This window comes from Bacteroides sp. NSJ-39 (assembly GCF_014287315.1).
In the GTDB taxonomy this organism is placed as follows: domain Bacteria; phylum Bacteroidota; class Bacteroidia; order Bacteroidales; family Bacteroidaceae; genus Bacteroides; species Bacteroides finegoldii.
On sequence record NZ_JACOOB010000025.1, the window covers coordinates 18,825 to 43,454 of the forward strand.

At 43.1% G+C, this 24,630-nt stretch carries 14 protein-coding genes; 8 read left to right on the forward strand and 6 right to left on the reverse strand.

Annotated features, from left to right (window positions below):
• Window positions 1-134 precede the first annotated feature (134 nt).
• Window positions 135-1,445, forward strand: coding sequence for a glycoside hydrolase family 28 protein (locus H8S63_RS18345; RefSeq protein ID WP_186927587.1), 1,311 nt, complete (start codon window positions 135-137; stop codon window positions 1,443-1,445).
• Between the two features lie 142 nt (window positions 1,446-1,587).
• On the opposite strand, the gene H8S63_RS18350 is transcribed toward H8S63_RS18345, so the two are convergent.
• Entirely contained in the window at window positions 1,588-2,544 is a 957-nt protein-coding gene (locus H8S63_RS18350) for a polysaccharide deacetylase family protein (protein ID WP_186927588.1), read from the reverse strand.
• A 244-nt stretch (window positions 2,545-2,788) separates the two neighbouring features.
• Here H8S63_RS18350 and H8S63_RS18355 point away from each other — a divergent pair, with 244 nt between their 5' ends.
• Window positions 2,789-5,191 carry a glycoside hydrolase family 2 TIM barrel-domain containing protein gene (locus H8S63_RS18355; RefSeq protein ID WP_186927589.1) on the forward strand — a complete coding sequence of 801 codons (2,403 nt, stop codon included), beginning with the start codon at window positions 2,789-2,791 and terminating at the stop codon, window positions 5,189-5,191.
• Here H8S63_RS18355 and H8S63_RS18360 read toward each other — a convergent pair.
• The gene (locus H8S63_RS18360) at window positions 5,181-7,937 is read right to left on the reverse strand and encodes a glycosyl hydrolase (RefSeq protein WP_186927590.1); all 2,757 of its coding nucleotides are present in this window, start codon (window positions 7,935-7,937) and stop codon (window positions 5,181-5,183) included. The two genes, H8S63_RS18355 and H8S63_RS18360, sit on opposite strands and share 11 nt — an antisense overlap.
• A gap of 187 nt (window positions 7,938-8,124) precedes the next feature.
• Here H8S63_RS18360 and H8S63_RS18365 point away from each other — a divergent pair, with 187 nt between their 5' ends.
• From H8S63_RS18365 to H8S63_RS18390, 6 genes are all read left to right on the forward strand, one after another.
• On the forward strand, window positions 8,125-9,246 hold the full coding sequence (locus H8S63_RS18365) for a glycoside hydrolase family 88 protein (protein WP_007764909.1): 1,122 nt from the start codon (window positions 8,125-8,127) through the stop codon (window positions 9,244-9,246).
• Between the two features lie 261 nt (window positions 9,247-9,507).
• Window positions 9,508-10,788, forward strand: a complete 1,281-nt coding sequence (locus H8S63_RS18370; RefSeq protein ID WP_007751059.1) for a rhamnogalacturonan acetylesterase — start codon at window positions 9,508-9,510, stop codon at window positions 10,786-10,788.
• A 121-nt stretch (window positions 10,789-10,909) separates the two neighbouring features.
• Entirely contained in the window at window positions 10,910-11,848 is a 939-nt protein-coding gene (locus H8S63_RS18375) for a fimbrillin family protein (RefSeq protein WP_055278520.1), read from the forward strand.
• Between the two features lie 34 nt (window positions 11,849-11,882).
• On the forward strand, window positions 11,883-12,773 hold the full coding sequence (locus tag H8S63_RS18380; RefSeq protein ID WP_022276129.1) for a fimbrillin family protein: 891 nt from the start codon (window positions 11,883-11,885) through the stop codon (window positions 12,771-12,773).
• Between the two features lie 22 nt (window positions 12,774-12,795).
• Complete coding sequence (locus H8S63_RS18385) at window positions 12,796-14,397, forward strand: fimbrillin family protein (RefSeq protein WP_186927591.1); 1,602 nt, start codon at window positions 12,796-12,798, stop codon at window positions 14,395-14,397.
• Between the two features lie 21 nt (window positions 14,398-14,418).
• Complete coding sequence (locus tag H8S63_RS18390) at window positions 14,419-15,189, forward strand: hypothetical protein (RefSeq protein WP_022276127.1); 771 nt, start codon at window positions 14,419-14,421, stop codon at window positions 15,187-15,189.
• A 502-nt stretch (window positions 15,190-15,691) separates the two neighbouring features.
• On the opposite strand, the gene H8S63_RS18395 is transcribed toward H8S63_RS18390, so the two are convergent.
• From H8S63_RS18395 to H8S63_RS18410, 4 genes are all read right to left on the reverse strand, one after another.
• The gene (locus tag H8S63_RS18395) at window positions 15,692-17,296 is read right to left on the reverse strand and encodes a RagB/SusD family nutrient uptake outer membrane protein (RefSeq protein WP_186927592.1); all 1,605 of its coding nucleotides are present in this window, start codon (window positions 17,294-17,296) and stop codon (window positions 15,692-15,694) included.
• A gap of 14 nt (window positions 17,297-17,310) precedes the next feature.
• Complete coding sequence (locus H8S63_RS18400; protein WP_186927593.1) at window positions 17,311-20,442, reverse strand: TonB-dependent receptor; 3,132 nt, start codon at window positions 20,440-20,442, stop codon at window positions 17,311-17,313.
• A gap of 207 nt (window positions 20,443-20,649) precedes the next feature.
• On the reverse strand, window positions 20,650-21,528 hold the full coding sequence (locus H8S63_RS18405) for a sialate O-acetylesterase (protein ID WP_186927594.1): 879 nt from the start codon (window positions 21,526-21,528) through the stop codon (window positions 20,650-20,652).
• Window positions 21,529-21,663: 135 nt separating this feature from the next.
• Window positions 21,664-24,627, reverse strand: a complete 2,964-nt coding sequence (locus tag H8S63_RS18410) for a sugar-binding domain-containing protein (RefSeq protein WP_186927595.1) — start codon at window positions 24,625-24,627, stop codon at window positions 21,664-21,666.
• Window positions 24,628-24,630 lie beyond the last annotated feature (3 nt).

A 24,630-nucleotide genomic window follows, 5' to 3' on the forward strand; every position in this document is an offset into this window, starting at 1 on the left:
TGAACGATTTTATATGAATTATTAAAGAAGAATGTACAAAAGTGCATTCTTCTGTTATTTTAGTCCATTCCTATTTACGGTGGATGTGATAACTTTGCAATGTACAAGTTTAATCAAAAAAAGTAATATCGAAGATGAAATTGATTGTTGCATTTATCACACTTTGCTGCTGCTTGCAGGTTTGGGGACAAGATAAGTTCCCTGATGGTAAACTGATTCCTGACTGGTTCAGGAATAATGAGAGCGTGAATATAAATTCGCTCGGTAAGCAGTATAGGATAACAGATTATGGGGTAGTTAATGACAGTGCAAAACTACAAACCGAACAGATACAGAATGTGATTGACCGGGCGGCGAAGAATGGTGGGGGAGTCATTGTAATTCCTAAAGGGACTTTTTTAAGCGGTTCGCTTTTCTTTAAACCGAAGACGCATTTGTATCTTGAAGAAAATGCCGTATTGAAAGGAAGTGATGATGCGGGTGATTTCCGAATTCAGCTTACCCGCATGGAAGGACAAACGGTAAAGTATTATACAGCTTTGATTAATGCAGACGGCATTGACGGTTTTACTATCTCTGGAAAAGGTATGCTCAATGGCAATGGTTTCCGTTATTGGAAAGCGTTTTGGTTGCGTAGGGAGTGGAATCCGAACTGTACGAATATGGATGAGCAGCGTCCCCGTATCATTTATTTGTCTAACTGCAAGAATGTTCAGATAGAAGGAATCAGTATTGCCAATTCTCCGTTTTGGACTACTCATTACTATAAATGCAGTTACGTGAAACTATTGAATCTTCATATAACGTCTCCCCGCAAACCGATGGAGGCCCCGAGTACGGACGCTGTTGATCTGGATGTCTGTAACAATGTGTTGATAAAGAATTGTTATATGTCAGTGTGCGATGATGCGGTGGCATTAAAGGGAGGCAAAGGTCCTTGGGCGGACAAAGATGTCAATAATGGCGGCAACTATGATATTGTTATTGAAGATTGCCGATATGGTTATTGTCACAGTGCTTTGACCTGCGGGAGTGAGTCAATACATAACCGCAATGTAATATTCCGTCGCAGTACGATGGATCAGGCACGTATTCTTCTGCATTTAAAAATGCGTCCCGATACTCCGCAGAAATACGAATATATCTTGGTGGAAGATATAAAAGGAAATGCCGGAGATTTTATCTATGTGGCGCCGTGGACTCAGTTCTATAATTTAGGAGACCGGAAAGATATCCCTATCTCATATTCTAATAATATTACTATGCGTAATATCGATCTGGATTGTACTACTTTCTTCAATGTGAAAAAGTCTGACCAATATCGGTTGTCCGATTTTTGTTTTGAGGATCTGGATATCCGGGCGAAGAAAGTCCAGTTTGATAAGGATATTGTTGACCGTTTTGTAGTTAAGAATGTAAAGGTCAATTCGCAAGAGGTACGCTAACGGGGTGGATGGAAATTCAAAAGTAAAACGCTGATTAACGCAAATTATCGCAGAAATAATGTTATAAGTCGTTGATTAATAACTGAAATAATACGATAATTTGCGTTAATCCTGCGTTTTTTTTTATCACCCTCCTTCTTGTTTATTTAAGATAAACTTTGATTGCTTCTCCGAAAGGATTAAAATCGAATATGAATTTATCGCCAATTTTATGAACTGCCAGTTTTTTCTTTCCTTGTCTGGCTGTCATCTTTCTGACACCTTCTTTTTGAATGACCATTGTAAGCGGTTCTGTGAAAATCTCTTTATCCAGATCCAGTTGCGGGGTTATGATGAGTCCTTTCTTTTGTTGGCGAATGTCCAGGCGCGTATGTTTCTGTTCTTTGGTATAAGCTGCCACTTCCCGGAAAGTACCTACCCAGATCTTATCTTCCATAGCTTTTACTTTGTCCCAATGATCCCATAAACGTTGTGGATTCGGGAAGGCATCGTAACCATACGTCAAACCATGTGTCATACCCACTCCCCAATCATTTGTGGCAATTAATGTCGCCACCCATTTTTCCAAGTCTCGTGGAGAGGATTTTCTTCCTATGGAACGTTGTTTGGTCCTTGTTCCTACCCGGTTCTGTACGGCAATTCGTTTGCCTTCTTCTTTTTTGTTATTATTGGGATAAAAGAAAGTACGGGGCATGACGCCGGTATTGGCTAATATGGCACTATCATTCTTTACTATATCTTCCCGGATTTCCTCTAAGGGAAAACGGGAGAAATTCTTATGTGCCCATCCGTGATTTGTGATTTCATGACCTTTGTCGGACATTTCTTTTAACTGTGTCCAGGTCACTCGTGTGGTATCTGTGATGTGTTTGTTGTCTTTGTTGACTTTGGCGCCATTCACACAGAAAGTTCCCCGAAATCCCCGTTTCTCCAGTTGGGGAGCAGCCAATGTATATTGTTCTGCTAATCCGTCATCAAAGGTATAACTGATGGCACAAGCTTTGTCTCCTTTATATCGGGCGACGTAAATGCTATCTGAACTGAAAGCATAGTTTGAAAAGAGTCCTAAAGTAAAAAGGTAAAAAAGAAATTTCTTCATGATATTTGAGTTTATTATATTAACTATGCAAAAGTAGGGAATATGATTTAGCATTTCTATGGATATATGTGCGGATTTCATGAAAAATAGTACATGAGGAAGTTGTAAGTGTATTATTTTATATGTATTCGGTAGAATTTATATAGGGATAGATGATTTTCCGGTTTATCTTTGTTGGGTGAATGATAATTATATGGATCATCCGTACAATTATTTAAGAATAATACTAAGAAAACAATCTAAGATGAAAAATTTTATTCTATTATCCTTTTTAGTACTGCAATCAGTGTTAGTCTTTGCGCAAGAACAGCCGCGTGTATCGCAATTATTTAATTTTGACTGGAAGTTTCGGGCCGGTGATTTGAAAGAAGCTCAATTGGTAACTTATGATGATGATGATTGGCGTGTGCTGGATTTGCCTCATGATTTCCAGATAGAGCAAACGTGGGATGAGTCCGCCGGAGGGGCACGTGGCTTTAAAGCTATGGGGACAGGTTGGTATCGTAAACATTTTAAGGCAAATCCTGCATGGAAGGGTAAACGTGTCTTGCTTGACTTTGAAGGCATTATGCTTGTTGGAGATGTTTGGGTAAATGGCAGGAAGGTAGGGAGTACCGATTATGGTTATCTTGGTTTTGAAACGGATATTACTGATTTGCTTAAATATGATGAGGATAATGTAGTGGCTGTCTGGGCCTCAACGGGCAAAAAAGACGGATCGCGTTGGTATACGGGCGGTGGTTTGTTTCGGGATGTTCATTTGGTCATCAAGAATCCCATTGCCATTGCAAGACATGGCGTATTTGTCTCAACTCCTAAAATCACGGAGCAAAGGGCGGAAGTCAGTGTACAAGTAGAGTTGGAAGGAATTCGCAATAAAAGTCTGGATATTGAAATCAATGCCCGAATATTGGCTCCTGACGGAAAAACGGTTGCCGGTACGAAAGGGAAGGCTCCTCAAAAATCGAAATTACAAACAGTTGAGGTTTCTCTTCCGATAGTAACGGTAGACAGTCCCGGGTTATGGTCTTGTGAGACCCCTAATCTTTATACTGCTGAAGTTTCTTTGGTGCAGGATGGTAAAGTTATTGATTGTGTGACGGAGACATTCGGCATTCGTACGTTAGAGTTCTCTCCTGATTTCGGATTTAAACTGAACGGCAAAAAATTGTTCCTAAAAGGTATTTCCAACCATCATGATTTGGGAGCTGTAGGAGTTGCCGCTTTTGACAGAGCTATCGAGCGGCAGTTTCAGCTAATGAAGCGGTTCGGTTATAATCACATTCGTTCGTCTCACAACCCTTATTCCGAGTCGTTCTTGAAACTGGCTGATAAATATGGTATTTTGGTAGTGGATGAGCTGATTGATAAATGGAGCGACAATAGCTATTGGGGTGGTAGAGTTCCTTTCACACAACTATGGTATCAGATGATTCCCGAATGGATCAAACGCGACCGCAATCATCCGTCTGTTATATTATGGAGTTTGGGAAATGAATTGCAGATGCGGGAAGACTTAGCCGGATTTCCTACCGGTGATTGGGGTGTCACCACTTACCGTATCTTCGATGTGCTTGTCAAACGTTATGATAAGACTCGTAAAACGACTGTGGCTATGTTTCCGGCACGTGCCGGAGCTATCGGAAAGAATGAACCGGAATTTAACACCAAAGTATATCCTCCCGAGCTGGCAACTGTAACAGAAGTGTCAAGTTTCAATTATCGTTATCTGAACTATGCCCAATATCTGGAAAAGTGTCCGCACATGACCGTATATCAGAGCGAAGCTACAACGAATGAGCTTGCTGCTCCTTTCTTTGGCATGGATCATGATAAGATGGTGGGACTCGCCTATTGGGGAGCTATCGAGTATTGGGGGGAATCGAACGGATGGTCGAAGAAAGGCTGGAACTTTTCTTTCTTCAATCATTGTCTGGAACCTTATCCGCAAGCCTATCTGATAAAGAGTGCTTTCTGCGAAGAGCCTTTGGTGCATATCGGAGTGATGGATAATGGCAAGGAAGCCATTGAATGGAATGATATTATGGTGGGAAGTTTATCTTTGGCTTCTCATTGGAACTGGGCAACGGGCAGTATGCAGAACTTATATACATATACCAACACCGATGAAGTGGAATTGCTGGTTAATGGCAAATCTATGGGGATACGTAAGAATGACCGGACGGATATCACCCGGCGCAATATCATTTATTGGGAAAACATACCATACGGTAAAGGAGGAAATATCATAGCAGTTGCCCGGAATAACGGAAAAGAGGTGGCACGTCATAGGTTGGAAACGACCGGTAAGGCGACTGCTTTGAAAATGGTGGTAGAGAATCCGGAGGATTGGAAAGCGGATGGGATGGACTTACAATATGTAAAGGTATATGCGGTGGATAATAAAGGAAGGGTAGTACCTGATACTAAAGACGAGGTTACTTTTAAGGTTTCGGGGGCTGCAAGGCTGATTGCTGTGGACAATGGGGATCATTTTACAGATGAGTTATTTACCGGAAATACGAAGAAGTTGCATAAAGGATTCATCATGGCGATCTTACGTTCGGACCGTTCCGGTGGCGAGGTAGTAATAACTGCATCCTCCAAAGGATTGAAGGATGCAGTAAAGAAGTTGGTTACAAAGTAGTTATCGGAATCAGTTTCACACCTCCATTGAGGCCTGAAGGAAGGACTTCCCAACTGTCGTATTTATTCTTTTTGTAGTTGAGTCCTACAAAGTTGATTTCTTTAAACTTGCGCCAGGGAACGTTTTGTCTGTCCAATTCTGCAATACGGTTAGCGGGAAGATTGGTCACCTCAATCTCAATCAGATTCTTGCCCGGTTGCAGATATTTGCCGACCTTTAACCGGAAAGGTGCGGCCCAGACAGTTCCCGCTTCTTTACCGTTAATGCGTATGCGGGCGCTTTCCCGCAAATCTCCCAGATCGAGAATCCAATCATCAGCGTTCAGCGCAGGCAGAACTGTCTCAAGACTGTATAACCCTGTGCCCATATTGATTTTTGCGTTCGGATGGTTGATTTCCGTCCATGAAGTCGGGCTATCGATAGCGAAAGTTCCTTCGATAGCGGGGGTACTTTGTACAAAACGCAACGTCCAGTCATGGTCGAGGCTGAGGCTGACAGGTTGCTCTTGGATATATTTCCATGCTTGAGTCTCAACCGGATGATCGAATGTTTGAATAATCACACTTTCGCCGGACTGTAATTGCAGATATACTTGTAACTTTCCGTCCTTTATCCGGGTTTGCGCTTTTCCTTTTTCTCCGGTCATCGGATCAAACAGCATGGCTGTTGGTTCATTAACACTGAGAGTAATCCAATTATCTACTCCTTTGTCTTGCAAAGAAGAGATGAAATAATGGTGTCCGGTGCTGTGTTGGCGGCGGATATATTGCAGACCAAAGTTTGTCTTCATCTCTTCAGGCATTACCTTACATTTACCTAATGTCGCAGCATAATCCGTACCGGTTATGATATGTCCTTTTCCGAATGAACTGCTAATGCTTTGGTTAAAATCGCTGATGTCGGGAAGTTGTTTTTGAACTTTTGTGAAAGCATTTCTGCGACTTTCCAGATTACCGAATCCGGGAACATCTTTAGGATAATTCTCCATGAATACAATTGTTGCTCCTTGTTTTGCCAATGAGACTAGATGTGCCAATACTTTCTCCGGCATATATTTTACAGCGGGCACGATAATTGCTTTATAGTTACTGCCTCCTTCTGTACGGAGATTTCCTCCCTCGTAGCGGGTATTCTGGAGGTACTTGTCCGAAATATAGTCTACATCGTAACCATTGGAGGTTATCTGGTGGATGGTTTTTATAAACTTCGGAGCACGCTTGGCCATTTGGTGGATGTCGAATAAGAGAAGCCGTCCCGGTTGTTCTTCCCACATATCATATACCGGAAGATAAACAAGGAAGTCATTATCAGGCTTACCCATTTGCAGGAAACTCTGGCAACGGGTGATGTATTGGAAAAAAGCCGGGGCGTCACGCCAGATGCTATTGGTCGGTGACATATTGATAGTGGCGTAAAATAACCAGCCCGGCCATTCCGCCTCTTTGGGAGAATAGGGGGTGCCGTGAAAAAACATATGGTTCACTCCGGAGACAAACATCAGATCCATATCCGGTTTACATTGAGACAGTGAAGTCCGGAAATGTTCCGTCAACCAGGTAAACGTCTCACTGGATGTATATGGCTTTCCTGTGATATGGGCAGCGGAAGAGGCATATTTCAGCATTGAAATGTCCGAATCGTTCTTGCGGGTAAGTGAATCCTGGCGTAATCCTTTGATATGGAATTGGGAAAGTCCGAAACCTTCACATTCCGGAATATCTACGGAGGCATATACATCAATCAGATTGGCGGGTGAACCATGCCCTTGATTACGCGTGATACTTCCATGCTTATGTGCCCATGCAGTCCATTGCCGGGTAAAGTTCTCAATCAGTAAGTCGGAGATCGTCTCCCGGTAATCCGTTATGATGCGTGTAGTTATTTCCGATCGTTTTTCATCCAGAAACTCGGGGAAGTAGTTTTCTAATTTGTATCCTCTTCGGCGGGCGAACTCTTCCAATAGGGTAGGTGTCCAATCGGCTTGGTACACTTCATACGAATCATTGAAGAATGTTTTGGGGTAAGTGACCTTATCTCTTTGAAAAGCCCTGTCGAATTTGTCAAGATAACGTTTAACGCTTCCCTTATCCAAGTGGTTCATTACATAACCTTCTCCTCCGGGAGCGGCACGCTTTACTTTTTGCTGTGTCTTTCCTATATATAATGCAATGATTCGCCATTCTCCTTTGGGAGCTTTCCATGTGAGCCGGTAATCTTTTACTTTTGAGGTAATATCCAGTTTCTGTCCCTGTGCATTGTAGGCCATAACTTTATTCAACTTTGCAACCTTTGCTTGCTTAGGGGCTTTTACCTCCAGATTGAGAATGTTTTCTTCCCCTCCTTCTATCTTGTATTCCTGAAATATGGCTTTGGTGGCAGCGTCCTCCAACGTAACTTCCGGTCCTCCGAAAGGCCAGCCGGTTCCGGTATTCATATCAATCTGCATACCGTTTCTGTTTGCTTCTGCCTGGGTATGCTTTAACATAGCCGTCCATTCGGGTGACAGGAATTTCAGTTCTTTGTCGTCCATTCCTTGTACTCCGTAGATTGGAGTCACTTCCAATGTTCCCAACCCGGCTTTAGCATATTCATCGATGTTGTAAGTCAGATTGGGAATATCGACTGTGTTTCCCATCCACCACCATCTGCTGCCGGGACGCGCTTCTGTTTGGACTGCCGGCCAATCTTGTGCCGCTAAGGTTCCGCTGACAAGCAGGAGACCTATCAATAGTGTATTTTTCTTCATGTTTTTATATATGTATCATTAGCTTTGTGAGGCTGTTTCTTTTCACGTTGCTAAATTACGGCATTCTTTCCTTAAAAAAATGCATATTTGTACTAATACATAGAATTATGTACAAATGTACATTGTTTCGTACGATTAATCCATCTACTTTTGCGGCATGAAGTTTAATTAATCATTTTGAATACACATGAAAAATAATTTAGTGCTCTTATTCTTTCTTGCGTTGACGGTTTCTGTCAGTGCCCAATCTTTGCCCGACCGGAAGGAAACGCTGGAAGTCATGAAAAAAGTGAACGGTTACTTTATGAAAAAGTATGCCGATTACACGATTCCCAGTTTTTACGGCCGTGTACGTCCGAGCAATATCTGGACACGAGGTGTTTATTATGAAGGACTGATGTCGCTCCATTCTATCTATCCGCGCGAGGATTATTATGAATATGCTTATGATTGGGCAGCTTTCCATAAATGGGGAATGCGTAATGGCAACACTACCCGCAATGCCGATGACCATTGCTGCGGACAAACCTATATCGATTTATATAATATCTGTCCCCAACCGGAGATGATTAAGAATATCAAACTATCCATTGATATGATGGTAAATACTCCGCAAGTCAATGACTGGTGGTGGATTGACGCCGTACAGATGGCAATGCCTATTTTTGCCAAATTCGGAAAAATGACCGGAGAGCAGAAATATTATGATAAGATGTGGGATATGTATTACTATACACGCAGCCAGCATGACGAAACAGGTATGTTCAATCAGAAGGATGGCTTGTGGTGGCGCGATCAGGATTTTAACCCTCCTTATAAGGAACCGAACGGTGAAGACTGCTATTGGAGTCGTGGCAACGGATGGGTATATGCCGCTTTGGTACGTGTGCTGAACGAAATCCCGTCAGACGAGCTGCATCGTCAGGATTATATAAATGATTTCCTTACCATGAGTAAGGCATTGAAGAAATGCCAGCGTGAAGATGGTTTCTGGAATGTCAGCCTGCATGATCCTACCAACTTCGGTGGAAAAGAAACTTCCGGAACGGCTCTTTTTGTATATGGAATGGCTTGGGGAGTGCGTAATGGCTTGTTGGACCGTAGTGAATACCTGCCCATTCTCTTGAAAGCATGGAATGCTATGGTAAAAGACGCTGTTCATCCGAACGGATTCTTGGGTTATGTTCAAGGGACGGGTAAAGAGCCGAAAGACGGACAACCGGTGACTTATAAGAGTGTGCCTGATTTTGAAGATTACGGTGTAGGTTGTTTCCTGCTTGCCGGAACTGAAGTGTATAAACTGAAATAAGCATTCTTTAAGTAATAAAGAAACCAACTGTATTTTATTGAAACGGTTGAAAACAATTCATCGGAAAAGATGCATTGGCTTTCAACCGTTTTTGTATATATGTAGAAGAACCAGGCTTTTGGGGGACAGGAAAAGCCGTGAATGGATAATCCTCCCTGCATTAACGTATAATTTTCCATTATCCGATTACTTGATTCCCGCTATCTTTGCGATAATTGAGAGAACGCGATGAAATGTTCAACTTTAAATAATTCAGATATAATGAAAAAGATTGCATTATTGCTAAATGTTTTACTGGTTGCAACGATATGTGTTGCCCAAAAGCAGACCTATAAGTTCGATTTTAGTTCGGATAAGAAAGTAAAGGAGGGGTATTTGAAGGTTACGCCTCAGACTTTGTTTAACAATGAACAAGGCTATGGGTATGATTTGCAACCCGCATGGGATGGCAAAAGTAACAAACCTTTCTTCTTCTCGGTGAATGTTCCTGATGGAAATTATAAAGTGACAGTGGTCATAGGCAGTAAGAATGAACCCTCCAGCACTACGGTACGTGGTGAGTCGCGCCGTTTGTTTATAGAGAACCTGTCTACCAAGAAAGGGGAATTGAAAACAGAGACGTTTACAATTAATAAGCGTAATATTAAAATATCCGGGAAAGAGAGAGTACGTATCAAATCCCGTGAGAAGAATAAACTTAATTGGGATGATAAACTGACACTGGAATTTAACGGAGAATCTCCCCGTTTGAACTCTTTAATAATAGAACCTGTGGAGAATGTTCCGACCGTTTATCTTTGTGGCAATTCAACGGTTGTAGACTACGACAATGAACCTTGGGGAGCTTGGGGACAAATGATTCCCCGTTTCTTCACGGATAAAGTGTGTATAGCCAATCATGCCGAATCCGGTTTGTCCGCTAATACTTTTATCAGTGGCAACCGTTTGAAAAAAATCATGTCCCAGATTAAAAAAGGAGATTATCTTCTCGTTGAATTCGGTCATAATGATCAAAAGCAGAAGCAACCGGGAACAGGGGCTTACTTTTCTTTTGTCTATAATCTGAAAATATTTATTGATGAGGCCCGTGCTAAGGGAGCCAATCCGGTGCTGGTCACTCCTACTTGTCGCCGTCGTTTTGACAAAGAAGGAAAATCTGTAAATACACATGGGGAATATCCGGACGCTATTCGTTGGGTAGCACAAAAGGAGAATGTTCCTTTGATAGAGCTTAATGGGATGACAACCATGCTTTGTGATGCTTTAGGAGTTGACGGCTCCATGAAATTATATGTTCACTATCCGGCAGGAACTTTTCCCGGACAAACGAGAGAGTTCAAGGATAATTCTCATTTCAGCACGTATGGCGCTTATGAGACTGCGAAGTGTGTGGTGGAAGGAATGAAAAAGGCAAAATTGGATATTGTCAATTATTTGAGAGCAGATTATAAAGGATTCAACCCTGCCCAACCGGATAAATTTGAAACCTTCAAATGGAATTTATGTCCATTTACGGAGATAGAAAAACCGGACGGCAATTAAAGGGGAAGCAATGGATGATTACCAAGTCATTTGCGTACAATCGTCCATTGTGCACTTCGATAAGTAGGCTTACATTTGCAAAAAACAATCGGAAAATAATAACTTAAAAATGAAGACATCAATGAAAAACATGTATCTGGCTGCCGCTATGGCAGTATCATTGGCTTTTACAGCTTGTAGTGATGATGAATCGGGAAAAGCGGACCGTGCTTATAATCCAATCGAGATTTTGGGAACTATCAATGATGCGACTGATGTTCAGAATACCCGTGCTGTCGGCTCAAACTGGGGAGTTGACGACCGTATCGGAGTCACTGTGGACGGACCGACGAGTGGTAATGCAGTCGATACTTATATCAATATTCAGTATCGTAAAGACAATGGCAATGCATTCCGTGTTGTGAACGAAGGTTCTGTGGATAACAATATCCGTTTGAAGGGTGATGGCGCATACACATTGGCGGCGTATTATCCTTATCAGGGAGAGAACGGTACTTTGCCGGGAGAAGAAGGAGTGATAACAAAGAAAATAAGCGGAGCGGACCAGTCTGCCGATAAACAACCTCAGATTGACTTCCTTTTCGCAGAGGCTACCGAAGTATATGCGGATTCTCCCGTAACATTTAATTTTACACATCGGATGGCTAAAATCATTCTTCGTTTCGCAGCAAAGAATGGTGCTACATTGAATGATATGACTGTACATCTGAAAAGTCTGCAACTGGAAGGTACATTTGATGTGAATACCGGAGAGGCGGTTGCTAAAGAAGGAGCTACTCCTGATTCTGAGTTGACAGTGGATGTAGCCAAACCGTCGGAAGGGGAAATGAATGTTTCCATCATCCTGTTCCCGCAAGAAATGACTGAAAGTGTGTTGTTGGAAGTCAGAATGAACAATGAGACTTATACTGAATATGTTCCTGCACAAAATCTGTTGGCCGGTCATGCATATCCTTACAATGTGACATTTGAAAATCCTGCCATGACTATTAAGACTGCTGAAATTGCCGATTGGGTTGAGGAAGATGAAAAGGATGTGACAGCGTCAGTGACAGAGTGAATAAAGCATGATAAGGATTCAAAAAAAGAACGGTATGAAAAGAAATAAATTAGCCCTTTCTTGCTTATTGATGGTAACAGGTTTCTTCGGAGCGTGTACCGATATGGCAGAAGATGACTTTCAGAATAATAAGTATCCGGTAGAATTGATGGCGGAAAAGGCGGATATGACCTTTACCCGTGCTATTGGAGAAAAGACCTCTTGGAATGGTGGAGAGGAAATATCTCTTTATGATGGCGTTACGCAGAAATTATATGAGGTTTCGGCTTCCAAGGAAATGACAGCCAAGAATAACGATCCTCTTTATTGGTACACAACTACGGAGGAAGAGACTTTATTTGCCTGGTATCCGGCTTCGGAGACATTGCTGACCGGATGGACTGTACCGGAAGATCAGACTACTGAAGAGGCGTACAATCAGGCGGATTTCCTTTATGCGTATGAAAAGATGAAATTCCGTAGCGATCGGAAACTTACTTTCCGTCATGGAACGGTTAAGTTGATTATTAATGTAAAAGGAGATGACGATACGGTATCAGAGACAGATTTGGAAGGTGCGGTATTTACTGTAAGAACTGTGACAAAAGCAACTGTTTCCGAAGGGAAGATCAGCCCTGCAGAGGGTGTGGAGACTTCCGTGATGCATCCGTTTGTATCGGAGGTTAGAAAAGATTATGTCGCTTCTTATCAGATGTTGACGGTTCCTCAGGATATGTCAGGTAAATTGTTTTTTCAGGTAGAGTTGAAAGATGGGAGAAAGTTTGCTCATACACCGGGCAATGGTGAAGGAATTTTGGAAAGCGGACACCAGTATACATATAATGTAGGAGTAGGAAAACCGGGACTCGTGGTGGAAGTAGAGAAGAATTCAGCGTCATGGGATGGTGATGATGAATCAGTGGAAGGAACTGATGATGCAGAGTAATATTCAAAACTAAGAATCGGATATGAAACAATATAAATTTATACAAAAGCTGTTGTTGGCAGTGTTGGCATTGGGTTGTGCAAGCTGCTCACAGGATGAAGAAACACAAGTAAATCAGCAAAATCTGGTTGTATTGAATGTGGCTGATACAGGGTTGGTAAGTAGTGAATCGCAGACGCGCACGGTTGACGACGGATTTGTGACTACCTTCACGCAAGGTGATCAATTAGGACTGTTCGCAGTGAAGGATGGTGTGATTATGGATGAAATAAATAATATGCTGCTCACTTACAATGGTTCTAGTTGGTCGGGTAAGCCGATATTATATGATGAAAGCTTGGAAGGCGTAGTATTTTATGCGTATTATCCTTATCAAGCAGATATGACGGGTAAAACTGATTTGCAGGGAGAGGATTTCTTTGCTCCTCTTGTAGATAGTTGGAATTTGACTAATGCACAAAGTGACCAGAAAGAGTACGCAAAACAGGATTTAATGACTTCGGGTAAGACGGAGCTAATTGGTGAAAATGGAAATTATTCATTGAGTTTTCAATTATCGCATCGTATGAGTCTGGTTGTGGTGAAGTTGCCTTCTACACATTATCTATTTACGGATGCAGAGGGAACGGTACTTCCGGAAGAAACTCCTTATATTGCGAAACCGAATCCGGCGAGTATTTCGTTTGAGATAGGAGAAGAGAAAATATTGCCTTATTATGATGCAGCTAAGGATGAGTATCGCTTGTTGAGAAAACCGTCGTCTGCAGAAACGATTACAGGGTATTATAATGGAAAGAAATGTTCACTAGTGACAGAAGGTAAAATGGAACAAGGCAAATATAAACGCTTCGTTGTTGATGGTGGTCATCAGGAAAAGAAACATCATTTGCAGGTGGGTGATTTTTATTATGCAGATGGTAACATTGTCTCTGTGACAGATGAAAATCCTCCGGTCAAAGGATGTATTGGTGTGGTTTATTATGTGGGAAAAACTTTTCCTTCTGAATTATATGAGGGTGAATATGGAGATGTGACTAAAGATGCATTGAAACGTGACTATCCTGCATGTAATCATGCTTTTGTTGTTGCTTTGACTGATGGAGAAGATGAACGTATTTATTGGGAGACGGAAAAGAAAAGTATAGAGTTTGGTAAATGGTTTGAAACACTATCTTTGCAGAGTTCTTTTTTCAATGTGCAAATAGCAGATTATGGAATTCCAAGTAAGTTTGAAAAAATGCTTGGATATAATAACACAAAGGTAATAGAAACTATAGTAAAACAAGCACCTGGATCTGAATATATTAATATTGGAAGTTTACAGGGATATCGTGATAATTGTTTACTACCTGAAATGACGACAAACTGGTTTATCCCTTCTATTCAGGAATTGGCTATACTTTATAAAAATAAGGATATAGTGAATCAGAAGCTAGAAATAATGCAGCAAAAGGAAATGGATTTTGTACTTAATGATAAACAACTAGGTTATTGGTCAAGTACTGAATTTAACAACCAAATGATGTATGCATACAATAGTAAAGTAACAGAAAAAAGTATCAAGGAAGCTAGAGCCTATAAGTCTACTAGAACGGCATATCTTCGTTTTACTTTTGCTTTTTGAATGAATTAATATAAGAAAATGATGAAAAAAGTATTTGTATCAATAGCTTTAGCTGCTGTAGCATTAGGCAGTCAGGCTCAAATCGTTAAGAATGACCTATTGAAAGGTTATAAAGAAGGTGATGTTTTGGAGAAAACAGTTTATAATGATAAAAGAGCGCCTATCAACGTAGATACTTGGTGTGGTGGTTTTACTTCTAAACCGGTTGAAGGATCGGTAAGCCCTACGATAGGAAAGGCGTTGACTTATGAGGGATATAGTGAAGCGGGGCCATCTATCACTTTGGGTTTTCCGCAAGGTGTGAAAGGCTCTCGTGTCAGCGTATATTCATTGGTTGAATCCGGAAAAGTATATTCTAAAGGTACATATTATATTGCCTGTCTGGCGAATTTCTCTAAAGTCGGAACAAACTTGGCCGACTTCTTGGCTGCCAGTGCCAGTTATGTAGGTGGTGGAAATCGTGGTCAGGTATATGTGAGACGCGAAGGAAATGATAAAATCAAATTTGCAGTTGGATTGTTGAAAGAACGTGCTGAAGCTCCGATGGCTTATGATTATAATAAAACTCATTTATTGGTCTTGAAGGTAGACTATACGAAGAATGAAGTTTCATTATTTGTAGATCCGGAATTGGGACAGAGCGAGCCAAAAGCTGATATAGTAGTTACTGGTGAAGAAGGTGCTTTGAAAGCAGGTCTGAAGTCTGTCGCACTCAGAAACCGTAATGGGTTTAAAGGAAATATCGGTAATTTCCGCTTTGCCAAAGACTGGGCTGGTGCCATAGGAAAATAAAAGAAGATTCATTTCTTATAAGAATGGGGAAAGCTGTATGTAAGGACAGTTTTCCCCATTCTTATTTCTTCAGTGCAACAAAATTGTCTTTATTTTAAGTTTTATACGGGGAAAAACAAAAATGTCACATCGCTTATAATCAGATACTTAATGATGAAAATGTCCCTAAATTAAAGTAAGTTTACAGAAAACATAAGGTCGTTTTCGCTCTTTTGGGAAATAAAATTTCACTTTTTGGATAACAGTCTGTTCATCAGCCTGTTACTTCTATATTATTCTGCCTGTTTACGATTAGTCTGTGCGGGAGAAGTGCTTACCTCGTCTATATGTTTCCGATAAAGCATACGGTCTTTACGTTCCAAAGCTAAGGGGAATTGATACAAGTAAACCTTATATAATAAAGAAAAATATAATAATAAAGAAAAGTCCTCCGATCCGTAGAACCAGACCGGAGGACTTTTCTTATCAACCTTTTAATAAATGAATGCCGGTATTGTATCGTCTAATTATATCCTTTATTTTGTTCATATAGCCCTTCTTTTACCTTCATTTGCGAGTCGGGTATCGGATAGATATATGAGTCTTTTGTAACCAATTTATATAGTTCGTATGTTTCCGGTTTGCTAATCACGCCGTTCTCGTCCGAGCCATTAAACTTGAACATTTCCTGCAATACCTCTACATAACGGTTTTGGCGTACGAGGTCATGCCAGCGAATGCCTTCGGAAGCCAGTTCAAGACGGCGTTGCCAGTCTACAATTTCGGCAAATTCTTCGGGAGTAACATGATCGGGTACGGTTGGGACACCGGCACGTTCGCAAATATCATCGACCAATGATTTTGCTTTATCGGTAGGTCCTACAATTTCGGCATACATCAACATTACATCTTCAAGACGGATTATCGGATAATTGATAGGGAAATAGGTACGGTCTGCAATCTGTGCATCAATATCTTCGTAACCTAGCATCTTGCGTTTCATCTTATGTTCAAAGAACTTCTGGAAGAAAGGACCGCCCGTATAAGGCACACCGTCGTCATCCACGAAATCATCCGTGTAAATCGTGCTCGGACAACGTATATCCAAAGACACCCCTTCCGTATCCATTAATTTGAAACGTCCTGCCAGTCTGGCTTCACACCATATTCTATTACCGGACATTTCCAGTTTTGTATACGAATCATTCACTTGCGGAACCGAGTTGAACACCATCGGATTACCATAGTTTTTGGAAGCTATGTATTGAATTTCAAAAATATGGTATTTGTTATCATTGTCGCTGATCCACACTTTCTGCCATTCGTCACCCGTTTGTGCCCAATATTTATTATTGGCGCGGGCATAGTCTATCACCTCACTGAATAGCTGTTCCGCCAATGCTTTCTTGGATTCGTCTTGCACGGGATATCCTGCCATTGTCAGATAAACACGTCCCAGCAACGATTTGGCAGCGGCTAAGGTGGCGCGTCCGGCAGAAGCATTGTTTCCCTGATAATTCAAGGGAGTGTCTACCAGCTTTCTCACTGCATCTTCCAGATCGGGGACAATTGCGGTCTCGTAAACATCGACTTGTTTTGACTGTTTGATGGTCATTGCTTCATTCACCGATACAGGTTCCAATACGATGGGGATATGTCCGAAGTAACGAACCAGGTCGAAGTAAGCCAATGCCCGGAGGAATTTGGCTTCACCGATAAACTGATTCTTTATCTTTTCGTCGGAGAAAGTAACACCGTCCGTTTTGCTGAGGAACATATTGGCACGCGCTACGATTTCATACAAATCATTCCATGCAGACGAAAGGGTGCTGATGGTGGATATATTGGGATTAAACGTACCTATGTCGATATAGTCGCGCTGTTTGTCGGTGGTTTTATCTACCCAAGCATTGTCCGAACGAACTTCCGACAACATCCATGAATAATTGGCAATCGGCAGCAGACCGTTGTAGATACCGATCAATGCCTGCTCCATTTCGTTGGGAGTGATGTAGAAATAATCAGTGGTACGTGTATCGTTGGGTTCTACTTCCAACCAGCTTTCACAAGAGGACAGAGTCAATGTCAGCGCCAGTCCTCCGCAAATGATATATTTATATAGTTTCATAGTTTATTGCTTTTTTAGAATGTAACATTAACGCCCAAAGTGATGACTCTTGCCTGCGGGTACGAACCGTAGTCGTAGTCTCCGCTTGAACCGGCGTTGTTGGCTTCCGGCGAGAATCCGCCGTCGTACTTATCCCACATCAGCAGGTTTTCTCCCGACAGATAGACGCGTGCGTTCTGAATAAATTTCTTTTTGAACGGAAGACGATAGCCCAATGTAATATTCTTGATTTTGATGAAATCGGTGCTGTACAGCCAGCGGCTGTCGTAGAATTGTCCGGTGTTGGCATTGTCGATACCGGGAGTCTTGCCGTCACCGGGTTCTGCTTCCGATTTCCACATATTTTTCCAATGTGCAAGCACGTTGATATTGGCGCCCATACCCGGACGGTCCATTGCACGTCCCAATACTCCGTAAATATGTCCGCCTGTCTGTCCTGTGATCAGGATGGAAAGATCGAAGTTCTTGTATTTGAAAGTATTGGTCATACCGAAAGTATAATCCGGATCAGGTTTCCCCATCAATGTACGGTCACTGTCGCTGATCACTCCGTCACCGTTTGCATCCCGATAGCGTACATCACCGACTTTGGTGTTCTGCATGACAGGGTATTTCTGTAAGTCGGCTTGCGTCTGATACACACCGACCGCATCATACATATAGAATGATCTTAAAGGCTGGCCTACCATGAACACTTGTGTCGTCTTGTCGTATCCGGTGAATACGGTGCTGTTGTCATCTCCCAGACTGAGAACTTTATTCTTGTTGTAAGATACATTCAGAGAAGTCGTCCATTTCAGTTTTCCCGTCAGGTTCTGGGTAGTCAGCTCCAGTTCAAAACCTTTATTGCGGATCGAACCGATATTTCCCCAAGCTTGGGTGAAACCGAGCAAGGCGGGAACAGTAACTTGATACAGCAGGTCTTTGGTTGTTTTTACATAATAGTCGGCAGATAGAAAGATACGGTTGTTGAACATTCCCATATCGAATGCGATATTCCAGCTTTCCGTCTTTTCCCAGCCAAGATCCGGATTGGCAAGTGATGTCGGTGCAAAACCGTTAATGATGTTTCCGGATGAGTAATTGGCGCTGCTTAGTTTGGCAAGGGCGGTGTTGGTAGGGATTGAGTTGTTACCGTTGGCTCCCCAACTTCCGCGTATTTTAAGAGAGTTCATAAAGAAGTCTTTCGGCCAGAATTTCTCGTTTGAGATGCGGTAAGCGGCAGAAACGGCAGGGAAGACTCCCCAACGGTTTTCCTTACCGAAACGTGAAGAACCGTCGCGACGGATACTGGCTGTCAGCAGGTAACGGTCATCATATTCGTATTGCACACGTCCGAAGTAGGACATCAGTCGGGAAGGGGTGGACAAAGAAGCTGCGGCTGCTGTCAGCACTACATCTGCCATGTCGAACACTTCCAGAGAATTATCAGGGAACTGCGTAGCGCTTAATTTGCTGGAAGAGCCTCCGGAGCTTTCCATCGAATAACCTGCCATCGCTCCGACAGTATGCCTGCCGAACGTTTTGTTATAATGCAGAATCGTTTGGAGAAGGAATTTACTGCTGCGTGCTTCCGAACGGCTTGCAGTCGTTTTGTACCCTTCGCTGTCTGTTCTGTATTTGGTGACGCTGCTCGGAATGAATGAGCGGCTTTGCGTACTGCTGAAATTGTAGGAACCGGTAACTTCCGCTTTCAGCCCATCCCATATATCCGCTTTCACATAGGCAGCGGAATTAAAACGGACACTTTCACCATGATTGGTCACTTCCTCCATATATGCGATGGGACTTACCTTGCTTGAACTGGTCCAGCGATAATAACCTTTGGAGCCTGAACCGGTATATATACCGTCTTCCGGTTCCGCAACGGGCACCATAGTAAGAACGTTGGTTGCCTGGCGGTCCTTGCCGTCTACCCGTCCGCCGTCACTCCAGTTGGCAGAAGGCGCCAGATTCACTCCGACGGTAATCCGGTTGAATAGTTTAGACTCTACATTGGCACGGAAGTTCAGACGTTTGTAACTGCTTTCGATAGCGATACCTTTCTGGTCGGTATAGCCCAAAGATACACGGTATTTGGTATTGCCGCGACCGCTTGAAAGTGACAATTGGTAATTTTGTATCGGTGCCAGGCGGAAGAATTCATCTTGCCAGTCAATCAGCTGCAAGTTGCCGTAGCCGGGTTCTGTCCAGCGCGGGTCATTCAGGAAATAATAGCTTTCTTTGCCTCCTATCATTGCCAGACGGGTGGCGTAGTCGTCTTCAATAGTAGCTCCTTTACTTCCGTATTGGGAAATATACCGGTTATTATTGTATGCGGTGCGGAATTCAATCCACTCTTCCGGTGACAGGACATCCACTTTCCTTTCCAATGATTGGATACCGAAAGAAGCTTGAAACTGTACTTTTACTTTATCATCGGCGCTCGCTTGCTTGGTTGTGATCAAAACAACTCCGTTGGCACCGCGCGAACCGTAGATTGCCGATGAAGAAGCGTCTTTCAATACCTCGATAGATTGTATGTCACCCGGATTGAGACTGCCTAGATCGTCTACGGGAATGCCGTCCACCACATATAATGGGGTAGCATCCGCATTGATCGAAGCGGCTCCACGTACGCGAATCTGAAGTTCCGAACCCGGTTCTCCGGTAGTGCTGCGTACTTCCACACCGGCTAACTGTCCTTGCAGTGAAGAGGCAATGTTGGTTGTTGCCCGGTCTTCCAGTTTCTCAGCATTGACTTTAGCGATAGCGCCGGTCACATTTCCTTTCTTTGCGCTACCATAACCGATAGCAACAACCTCATCTAGTGCAATGGCAGATTCGGTCAACTTGATTTGGAGAGTTTTACTGGTGATTGTAACAGTCTGGGTGTTGTACCCGATAAAAGATACTTCCAGAAGTTTGGCATTCGTGGGAGCGGAAATCACAAATTTACCGTCCAAGTCTGTAATCGTTCCTTTGGAAGTACCTTTCACTGTGACGTTTGCACCGATAATTGGTTCATCTTTCTCATCTACTACCACTCCCGTCACGGTTCGGTTCTGTGCGAGCGACAGGGTAGATTGTAATACGAACAGAGTCATCAAAAAGAGAGATTGCATCTTCCTTCCCAGACTACCATTTCCATGCAGAATGTTTTTCATGTTGATATATCTAAGTGATTAAATTAGTAAATAACGGAAGAAACAAACAGAGCCTGACGGTCTGTCCGACTTCCGTTGCAAAGGAAGCGTATCGGAAGAAATTATGCGCAAGTATTCGTACGAAAAAGATGTAATATTATACTAATGGCTAAAAAATACTCCTGATATTTGTACGCAACCCCTTATAAAAGTACAAATATAGCCTTTTCATCGCAGTTTTTTTATCTGCTCGTACATCTGTTTGCCCAGATATTCGGCTGAATTCTGATTGAAATGAAGGCGGTCTCCCATCAATTCCGCATCCGACATATCTATCAGATAGGCATTCTTGTCTTCTTTCGCCAGGCGTTTCATCGCTTCTTCAACCTCACTGCTGTATTGCTTGTTCTTCTTGGCTACCGTACCGAAGATAAACGGAAGCTTGGAGTAGTCTTCTCCTGTCTTTTCACTCAGATGGTTGCGCACATAAGCGACGACTGCTTTCAGGTTCTCGTAGTATTTGTCGCCGTATGCACGGTCGCTTTCTCCTTGATGCCACAGGAATGCGTCAATCCGGTAACCGTTCTTTAATTTCGCTAAGGTGTTGTCGATGCAACCGTCTATGTCATTGATAAAAGAAAGCAATAAGGACCGTCCCTTTTGGCTGGTTGCCACGTTGCCGGATAGCCATTCGGGATTTGCCGACCAGTGAACCGATTTGTCCGAACTGGCGGACGGTTCGATAGAAGTGCCTCCGATAGCCCATTTGATAACGTAAAAAGGCTCTTGCCATAATTGCTCCAACCAATAGTAGGTGATGGCGTCATATCCCCATGTGTGGGGCTTGGCTCTTCTTTTGCTCTTCGGCCAGAAAGGACGGAACTTCCCGTCTGTGCGGTTCTGGGCTATTTTACAGTATTTGTAGGCTCCTGTGGTGAAGGCCGTGTCTGTGGACATAGCTTTGATGTAATCCGGCAGACGGTCGTTGGGCACGCGTCCGTCGGTGTTTGACTGTCCGGCAGTGATAATGACATGGGCAGGTTGGTTATTATCTGCCAGGCAATTGCAACAGAATGCAAGCATTAAAATGATAACTAAATTTTTCATGATGAAATGATGGTTTATGATTTTAAATACAAACTGAATAATAAAAAGTCCTCCCAAACGATAGAAACGTAAAAGAGGACTTTTTAATCAAACTAACAATCTTATGTGGGTTCTATATACCTGTTGAAAACAAATCTATTTGATTGTCTCGAGGAACTCTGCCTCGATGATTCGCAGCTGATTCTTACTGCTGCTCTTTTCCAGTTCCATTTTGTTGGCGGCTTTCGCTTCTACTTCTATCAACTGCCCGAAAGCGTCCTTGTCACTTGTATTGCCTTTCAGACGGATCGTAATGGTATTGGCACGTACCGGCTTTTCTATGTTCAGGTGGACATATCCCAGGCTCTTCTCTGTGTTGCCGCTCCATATCAGCTCTTTGCCTGCATATACTTCCAGCGGGTAGCTGCGCGAACGCCATCCGTGCAGTTTCAGACAAACGTCATCTATCATTGCTTCTTTTTCCAATGTATAAGTAATCCATGCAGTGCTGAGCTTGCCGTCGTTTTTCCATTCAGACAGTTCTATATCATCGTAGCTCTTGGCAACATCTCCGCTGTTGGCTCCGGCCTTTGCCGATACAACCCGGATTCCTCTTTTGGTATCTTTATAAGAAGGAGTGGAAGGAGTCTCACCTCTGTCTAATCTACCTTTCAAACTAGCTTGAGGCAGATAGGAACTTAATCCATTGTTTACTTTCACCGGAACCGTTTCCAATGTAAGAGTGGCTGCAGGTAACCCTTTGGCTTGTGCGGTCAGTGTTATTTTTCCAGCAGTTGTCGTACTGCGGATAAGTGCACGGTTGATACCACATTCTACCGGTAGATTGGTATCGAGGATATGGTTGTTTTCACCTTGTGCGATACCTCCGCGCCATTCGGCATTTCCCTTTAAAGTGAACTGGACGGTGCGGTTATCCAACGGACAACGTTTGCCGTCTTTATCTACTACCTCTACCTGTATCAGAGCCATGTCGGCACCGTCTGCGTGGAAGCCTTCCGGATTCTGAATGGCGGTAAGTTTCAGTTTGGCTGGCTCACCTACCGTGTTTACGGCGTAACGGCTGATTTCCTTTCCGCTCTTGTTGTAGCTGACAGCTTCCAGCTTGCCCGGTTTGAAAGTGACCTTGTCGAAAGAAAAGAGGAAGTTGTACTGCCGTTTACCTTTTCCTAACGATTTACCATTCAGGAAGAGTTCCACATCCTCGCCGGTGGATACTACATGTACCGGTTTTACTGTATTCTCCGGGTAGTTCCAATGACCGATGATGTAGGTCTGGTCTGCTTCCGTGTCTACCCAGCCGTTCCACATGACCTGATGAGCGTAGAATGCGTCTTTCTCAATGCGCATGGCATCCGTCACCCCGCTTCTGCGGTAGTTCTCTTCGCCGCGATAATGAGTATTGGTATCGGAGAAAATAATCTTGGTTCCACCGGCACTGACTCTGTTGCCTGTTCCGGGACGTTCACGCCAATAGTCATACCAACGGTTAATCATAGTAATGGCAAGTTGGTCTTGATTGTGGTTGTAATCGGTAGCCGGTTGTCCTTTGTGAAGAGGTCCGTCTCCTTCTTTATGGAAAGGGTAACTGTATTCATCCCAATATTTTCTTAAACCTTCGTCGCGGCAATATTCGGTTGCCCACATCGGATGATGTTCGCTTTTGTTGATATACAGCATTTCGCCGCCATATTCCGCTTCACGGATATCCAACATCTCGCGGGAACCGATGGCACGTCCGCCGAACGGATCATATTTATCACGAACAGCTTTCATCTCAATCATGTGAGGCCGGCTGATCGCTTTGTTTCCACATTCATAGAACAAGATACTGGGATTGTTGCGATTATAAATGATAGCGTCACGCATCAGCTCTACCCGTTGTTCCCATTGGCGTCCTTCACGGTCTTTTTCCGAATCACCGGCAGGCATTGCCTGTATCAAACCTACACGGTCGCAAGATTCCACATCCTGTTTCCAAGGAGTGACGTGCATCCAGCGAACCAGGTTGGCATTACTCTTCACCATCAGGTCGTTTGAATAATCACTCAGCCAAGCCGGAACGGAAAGTCCGACAGCAGGCCATTCATTGCTGGTACGTTGGGCGTATCCTTTCATCTGGATCACCCGGTCGTTCAGCCAAACTTTTCCTTCTGCAAAACGTGTCTTACGGAATCCGGTACGAGTGCTTACTTCGTCGAATATGCGGTTGTTACTGTCTTTCAGAGCTGTCTTTACCGTATACAGATAGCCATATCCCCAACTCCAGAAATGAAGATCACCGATAAGGGCAGAAGCTTTTACTGTTTTAGTTTCTCCTGCTTTCAAAGTCACTTTGTCGCCTTGAAAAGTCTTCACTTGTTTGCCGTCGGCATCTAATATAGTCACCTGATAGGTGAACTGGCGAGGCTCTTTACTGTCATTTCTGACTTCCGATTCTGCACAGATCGTAGCTTTTCTGCCTTTGATGTCGATGTCCTTAGCGTACGTATATACTCCCGTCGTTTTCAGATTACTATACAGGGGAAGTGTCTGATATACCTTGTCAGTAACGTAGAGGAATACGTTTTTGGGAATACCGCCATAATTGGCGTTGAAGTTACGGTCGTTCCATTGAAATTTGGATTTGGTTCCTTCTTCCCTGTACATCCAGTCGTTGTCCGTCCGCACGGCAATCACGTTTTCGCCTTGTTTGATATAAGGAGTCAGGTCGAAACCTACTGCCATCACCCCGTTTTCATGTCTTCCCAGATTGTGTCCGTTGAGGTAGAAGTCTCCACGCTGGCGTACTCCTTCAAATTCGATAAATACTTTCTGATTACTTTTTAAATCGGGAATGCGGAAACTTTTACGATACCACACCACCGTGTCTGTCAGTTGTTCGATAGAAACTTTGAATGCTTCATCTTCATTGAAGGCATGAGGCAAAGTGACTTGTTTCCACTTGCTGTCATCGAATGTTGCATCTTTGGCTTTAGGAAAATCTCCTGTTTGCAGTTTCCATTCGCTGTTGAAATTGTACTTTTTACGTTCACTTGCCTGTCCCTTGACGGCGGGCAATGCGACCAGCAAAAATACGAAAAGAAATAAGTTGTGTTTCATGAT

Coding starts and splice junctions, on each gene's coding strand:
- H8S63_RS18410 (WP_186927595.1), bottom strand. CDS start 24,627: ATGAAACACAACTTATTTCTTTTCGTATTTTTGCTGGTCGCATTGCCC.
- H8S63_RS18395 (WP_186927592.1), bottom strand. CDS start 17,296: ATGAAACTATATAAATATATCATTTGCGGAGGACTGGCGCTGACATTG.
- H8S63_RS18365 (WP_007764909.1), top strand. CDS start 8,125: ATGAAAAATAATTTAGTGCTCTTATTCTTTCTTGCGTTGACGGTTTCT.
- H8S63_RS18345 (WP_186927587.1), top strand. CDS start 135: ATGAAATTGATTGTTGCATTTATCACACTTTGCTGCTGCTTGCAGGTT.
- H8S63_RS18380 (WP_022276129.1), top strand. CDS start 11,883: ATGAAAAGAAATAAATTAGCCCTTTCTTGCTTATTGATGGTAACAGGT.
- H8S63_RS18405 (WP_186927594.1), bottom strand. CDS start 21,528: ATGAAAAATTTAGTTATCATTTTAATGCTTGCATTCTGTTGCAATTGC.
- H8S63_RS18355 (WP_186927589.1), top strand. CDS start 2,789: ATGAAAAATTTTATTCTATTATCCTTTTTAGTACTGCAATCAGTGTTA.
- H8S63_RS18390 (WP_022276127.1), top strand. CDS start 14,419: ATGAAAAAAGTATTTGTATCAATAGCTTTAGCTGCTGTAGCATTAGGC.
- H8S63_RS18370 (WP_007751059.1), top strand. CDS start 9,508: ATGAAAAAGATTGCATTATTGCTAAATGTTTTACTGGTTGCAACGATA.
- H8S63_RS18400 (WP_186927593.1), bottom strand. CDS start 20,442: ATGAAAAACATTCTGCATGGAAATGGTAGTCTGGGAAGGAAGATGCAA.
- H8S63_RS18360 (WP_186927590.1), bottom strand. CDS start 7,937: ATGAAGAAAAATACACTATTGATAGGTCTCCTGCTTGTCAGCGGAACC.
- H8S63_RS18375 (WP_055278520.1), top strand. CDS start 10,910: ATGAAAAACATGTATCTGGCTGCCGCTATGGCAGTATCATTGGCTTTT.
- H8S63_RS18350 (WP_186927588.1), bottom strand. CDS start 2,544: ATGAAGAAATTTCTTTTTTACCTTTTTACTTTAGGACTCTTTTCAAAC.
- H8S63_RS18385 (WP_186927591.1), top strand. CDS start 12,796: ATGAAACAATATAAATTTATACAAAAGCTGTTGTTGGCAGTGTTGGCA.